Below are 4,792 nucleotides of genomic sequence, written 5' to 3' on the forward strand. Positions count from 1 at the left end.
TACTCGGCAAGCGCCTTGTATTCGGCAGACAGGTCGGTCATGGGGGTTCTCCGTTGCTGGGCACTCTACGGGCGAGCTCGCATGGAATCGATGCCCAAAGATGGCAAAGTCGATGTGCGTTTTGGGCACCCGAACACCATGGACAGAGGAACGGTTTCAGCGCATTTCGTGGCGGCGGYCGTCGCGCGTCTGACCCCGCAGGCGCGAGACCGCGCGCTGCGCATCGCCGGCATTCCGGATGAAGTGCTGGGTTCGCCCCACGCGCGCGTCACGGCGGAGGCGTTTTCCGCCCTCTGGCTCGCGGTTGCGCGCGAGCTGGATGACGAGTTCTTCGGGCTGGACGCGCGTCGCATGAAGGTTGGGAGCTTCGCGCTGCTGAGCCAGGCGGTGGTGAATGCAGACAACCTCGACCGCGCGCTGAAGCGGATCCTGGTGGGCTTTCGCATCCTGCTGGACGATATCGACGCCGAGCTCCGGCTCGACGATGGACACGCCGTCATCGCGCTGGCCAACCGCATCCGGCCGCCGGCCGACCCGCGCTTCGCCGTTGAGGCTCTGCTCGTGATGGTGCATGGCCTGATGTGCTGGTTGACGGGTCATCGCATTCCGATCCTGCGTGCCGAGTTCGCCTATTCACGGCCTGCGCATGCCAGCGAGTACACCGCGATGTTTTCGGAGCATCTGGGCTTCGATGCGGCATGCACCGAAATTCGATTCGACGCCGCGACCCTCGGCGCGCCGATCGTGCAGAACGCGGGCGCGCTGCGGCAGTTCCTGCGCTCGGCGCCACAATCCGTCTTCCTCAAATACAAGAACGAGGACAGCTGGACCGCGAAATTGCGACGTCGCCTGCGCGCCGGCGTGGGCGGCAGCGACTGGCCGCTGCTCAATGACCTCGCCGACGAGTTCCACGTGACGGCCACCACGCTGCGCCGGCGCCTCGAGGCGGAGGGGACCAGCTACCAGGACGTCAAGGACCAATTGCGGCGGGATCTCGCGATCGACCGGCTGTGCAACAGCTCGATGAGCGTGGCCGACATTGCGGCCCTGGTCGGTTTTCGCGAAACGAGCGCGTTCCACCGGGCTTTCAAGAAGTGGAACGGCGTCCAGCCTGGCGAGTACCGGCTCCAGCAGGCGAAGCCACCGACACTAGCCGACCCGCAGGGCGCGTTCCGATAACCACGACCTGGCTTGTCCGGCCGACCTGTCTCCACGCGCGCCGCATGCCGCTCGGCCCGGCATCGCGCGCCCGCCTTGCCTTCGGGAAAACGAGATGGTACGAACATATACGGTAACGTACCGTACGGATGTCAATTGTCTCGGATGATGACGCGCCTTGATCGCGTGCACCGCCCGTATATGTGAGCGCTCTGTGCTCACTGGTGGTTCGAAATCGCAGAACTTCATTCGACATGGGTGCCCACGAAGCAAGAGGAACAAGAATGAAATTCGGTGGATTGCTCACAACATGGCTAATTGGGCTGCTGGCAGTCGGTCCAATACCTGCGAGTGCGGCAAATGGTGTTACCGAGAGCGAGATTCGCATCGGTGCCTCGGTGGTGCTCACCGGCCCATTCGGGCCTCAGACGGCGGAATACGGTGCCGGATCACGGCTGTACTTCGATGCCGTGAATGCGAGCGGTGGCTTGCACGGCCGCAAGATCGTCTATAAGACCCTGGACGACGGCTTCGACGTGAAGCGTGCGGTCGAGAACACCCGGTTGCTGATCGAGGAGGACAAGGTCTTCCTGATCTACAACAACGTCGGCACGGCCCAGACCGCGGCGATTCTGCCGCTGGCCGCCGATTCGAAGACGGTGGTGTTCGGCCCGGTGACGGGTGCCTCGGCATTGCGTCAGAAATTCAATCGCTACCTGTTCCATGTGAGGGCCGGGTATGCCGACGAGGCCGCACACATCGCTCGGCAACTGAGGGAGCTCGGTGTCACCCGCATCGCGACAGTTCATCAGGACGATGCCTTCGGCAATGCGCTGATGAGCGAGGTGCGCAGCGCCGTGAAGGCACAGCAGTTGCAGATCGCGGTCGAAGCCAAATTCGACCCGAAGAAGCCGGACTTCGAAAGCGCTGCCGCCAACATCGCCAACGCTTCGCCGCAGGCCGTGATCATGTGCACCGCCGGCGGCATGTTCAGCGGGTTCGTCAGGGCTCTGGGTGCGACGACCGCACGCCCGAGCATCTATGGCTTCTCCGTTGTCAGCGTTGATCAGACTGCGCGCGCCCTCGGAGCAGCCGCGCGCGGAATTGTCTTGGCTCAGATCATGCCGCCCTTGAACAACCGGGCGAACCCGGCGGTTACCGAGTATCTGACGCTCGTGAAGGCCAAGGGGGGCGACGGGTTGGAGTCGAACTCGAAGTTCGAGGGTTTCATTCATGCGCGCGTGCTGGTCGAAGGCTTCCGCCGCGCGGGGCGCGATCTCAACACCGAGACCTTCATTCATGCGATGGAGTCGGCGGGGGAGATTTCCTTCGGCAAGTTTGCCGCACGGTACTCGCCGCAGTCGCACAACGGATCGTCTTACGTCGAGTTGGCGATCATCGACGCCGGCGGGAAGCTGCGCTACTGAGGCGGTCGAATCACGAGATCAGCTTCTTCAAGATCGACCGACGCTTCAGTGTTCGCGGCTCCCGTCGAACCTGCGTTCGTTTTCGCTTTGCGGCACTACAAGCGGCGCCGATTGTTTTAGCAGGGACAAGTCCAAGCAGGCTGATCGGTTCGAGGTCTATTGCTGGCGCGTTGTGAAGGCTGAGCTCAAGCTTGCAACACTCGAGCGTCGAAAATTAGGTTGAATTATTTCAACGTCATAATTATGGCTGTCGAATAATTTCGCCCGTTGCATTGAGTCATCGACCTAGGCTAGTGGACCCCCCATCCAACGCCGTTGAACCTGCGTGATGCAAACAGCGCGCTCCGTGCAGCATCGCGAGCGGTTATCTAAAATCCTGGAAGTCAGAATAGCGATTGTTCGTTCAGCAACTTGCCCTTGGGCACGACGGCCTTTGCCCTCTTGCGGACAAAGGCCACCTGACGGGACGTCAACGGTCCATCGTCCTGTTCATAGGTCGGGAACACTTCCTGGGCCATCTTTGAAAGCGCCAGATGGATCACTTGGCTCTCGGTGATGTTCAGTTCATTGGCGAGCGCCTTAACGGTGTCACCTGTGATGCCAAAAAGGGTGTCCCTAGCTCGGAATTTCAACAGCAATGATGGTTGACGTGATCGCATCTGGAGATGACGCAAGTGCTGTTCGCCTCTGCGCGTTCAAGGGCGACCCAGGCAGATTGAAGGTCGTGCGAATGTCGAGTTCCAGCCCCACTTCAGCTGATCGCGCTGCACGTCAAGTGTCGTCCCTTGAAGCCGCAGCTAGAAAAAGTGACTTCGTTGGATCGAAAGGTTCCGACATCTGTGCGAGCCTCCGCTCTGAATACTCTCAGTGATCCGGCGTGGCGCTACGTTGCTCGCTCTTGCTGGGCCGGACGAGAAGCGAGGACAGGAAACTTGCCCAACGCTCCAAGGTGTCGCGCTTCTGCGGCATGTACTCCCACATGTCGTAGTGCGTGTGCTGCACTCCGCTAAGGCCGTGCGACTGGATGTGGGCCCGCGTGTCCTTGTGGACAGTTAGTTGCGCCATTCTTGTCTCCACGGTGCGCCGAAGGTCCGCATATCCAAACCGAGAGCCGATCGCCTTGCTCGCCAGCAGGACATTGCTGATCTTGGCGACGGCCTTGCTCACGGTACTTGGATGAAGGCTGTGCCCTTGGCATCGCCCCGCAAACAGGAACTCACTGCCGAGCAACTGACTATGCTCAAGGAACCAAAGCACATCGCGCTTGGCTTCGGAAACTAGGGGAAGCAAGTGTGGTCGCGGCTTGGGGCGTCTGCCCTTCAGGTCATACAAGAGGACGGTGTCATCGTCAGTGTCTACATGACGRGTCAACACCCGCATGAGCTGTTCGCACCGTTGTCCACCCAGCAATAGGTTGACCCGTACGACGCGCATCTCGATGGTCAGAAGCGACTCATCGGCGGGATGGAGATGCTTCCATAGTTCAGCCAGTTCAGTAACGTTTAGGTTCCGATCTCGCTGTACGCCCGCATCCTTCGCAACCTTCACGGTAGCAATCGGATTGCTGCTGATTCCAAATGCGATCAGGGCCGCAGGCGCTTCCGTATCTACGGCCGCATGGCATGCCTTGGCGTAGGCCGCATGAAGGAACGATCGCACGTGTTTTGCTGTGCATTTCTTCCCAGCCTCTCGGACCTTCCGGATGAGAATCGCCGCTTGATCGGGTGTCAAGTCGCCCGCTAGGACATGCCCATACTCCGAGGTTTCTATGTGGCATCTGAGATAGCTTTCTAAGTCGCTGGCCGAGAGCTTTCCAGCAGCTTTCAGGACGTCGATATAGGCCTGGCAGAGCTCGGCCACCGTGCCTCTGTTGGCCGCGTTCGAACATTGCGGTTCGACTGGCTGGGGAAGTGGCGATGGAGGCGCAAAGGCAAGATTCAATGGGTTCTCGTCCAACTTTTCGCTAACAGGAGGACGAGGTCCAACGTTGGTCTTGCCGCTGCAGCGGTCTCGAGCGGCGGTTCGAGCCTCCTCCAAGGTCAGGCAACCCTTCGTTCGATTCTTGGCGTATGGGCCCAGCGGAACCATGAGCCGATGGCCATCGGATGTCGAATACCGAGCGTAGAAGCGGCAGGTACCCACGCGGCTGACACGGAGGACGAGTCGTCCTAAGCCGCGTCCACCATCGTTGTCGCTCAGCCAGATGT

General features: G+C 60.5%; 4 protein-coding genes. 2 read left to right on the forward strand and 2 right to left on the reverse strand.

The genetic code is table 11. The features are described 5' to 3' along the window. Window positions 1-81: 81 nt before the first annotated feature. A complete protein-coding gene (locus ACXRVY_RS17490) occupies window positions 82-1,179 on the forward strand; it encodes an AraC family transcriptional regulator (protein WP_458237853.1) in 1,098 nt (365 codons plus the stop codon). Window positions 1,180-1,442: 263 nt separating this feature from the next. Further along, a complete protein-coding gene (locus ACXRVY_RS17495; protein WP_458237854.1) occupies window positions 1,443-2,585 on the forward strand; it encodes an ABC transporter substrate-binding protein in 1,143 nt (380 codons plus the stop codon). A gap of 383 nt (window positions 2,586-2,968) precedes the next feature. Here the strand turns inward: ACXRVY_RS17495 and ACXRVY_RS17500 are convergent, their stop codons facing one another. After that, entirely contained in the window at window positions 2,969-3,259 is a 291-nt protein-coding gene (locus ACXRVY_RS17500; protein WP_458237855.1) for a hypothetical protein, read from the reverse strand. A 190-nt stretch (window positions 3,260-3,449) separates the two neighbouring features. After that, window positions 3,450-4,526 carry a hypothetical protein gene (locus ACXRVY_RS17505; RefSeq protein ID WP_458237856.1) on the reverse strand — a complete coding sequence of 359 codons (1,077 nt, stop codon included), beginning with the start codon at window positions 4,524-4,526 and terminating at the stop codon, window positions 3,450-3,452. Between the last annotated feature and the right edge of the window lie 266 nt (window positions 4,527-4,792).

It is taken from the genome of Pseudomonas sp. P5_A2_2 (assembly GCF_054177685.1).

Excerpts from the sequence above, each read along its gene's own strand:
- ACXRVY_RS17495 (WP_458237854.1), top strand. The coding sequence starts at position 1,443 with ATGAAATTCGGTGGATTGCTCACAACATGGCTAATTGGGCTGCTGGCA.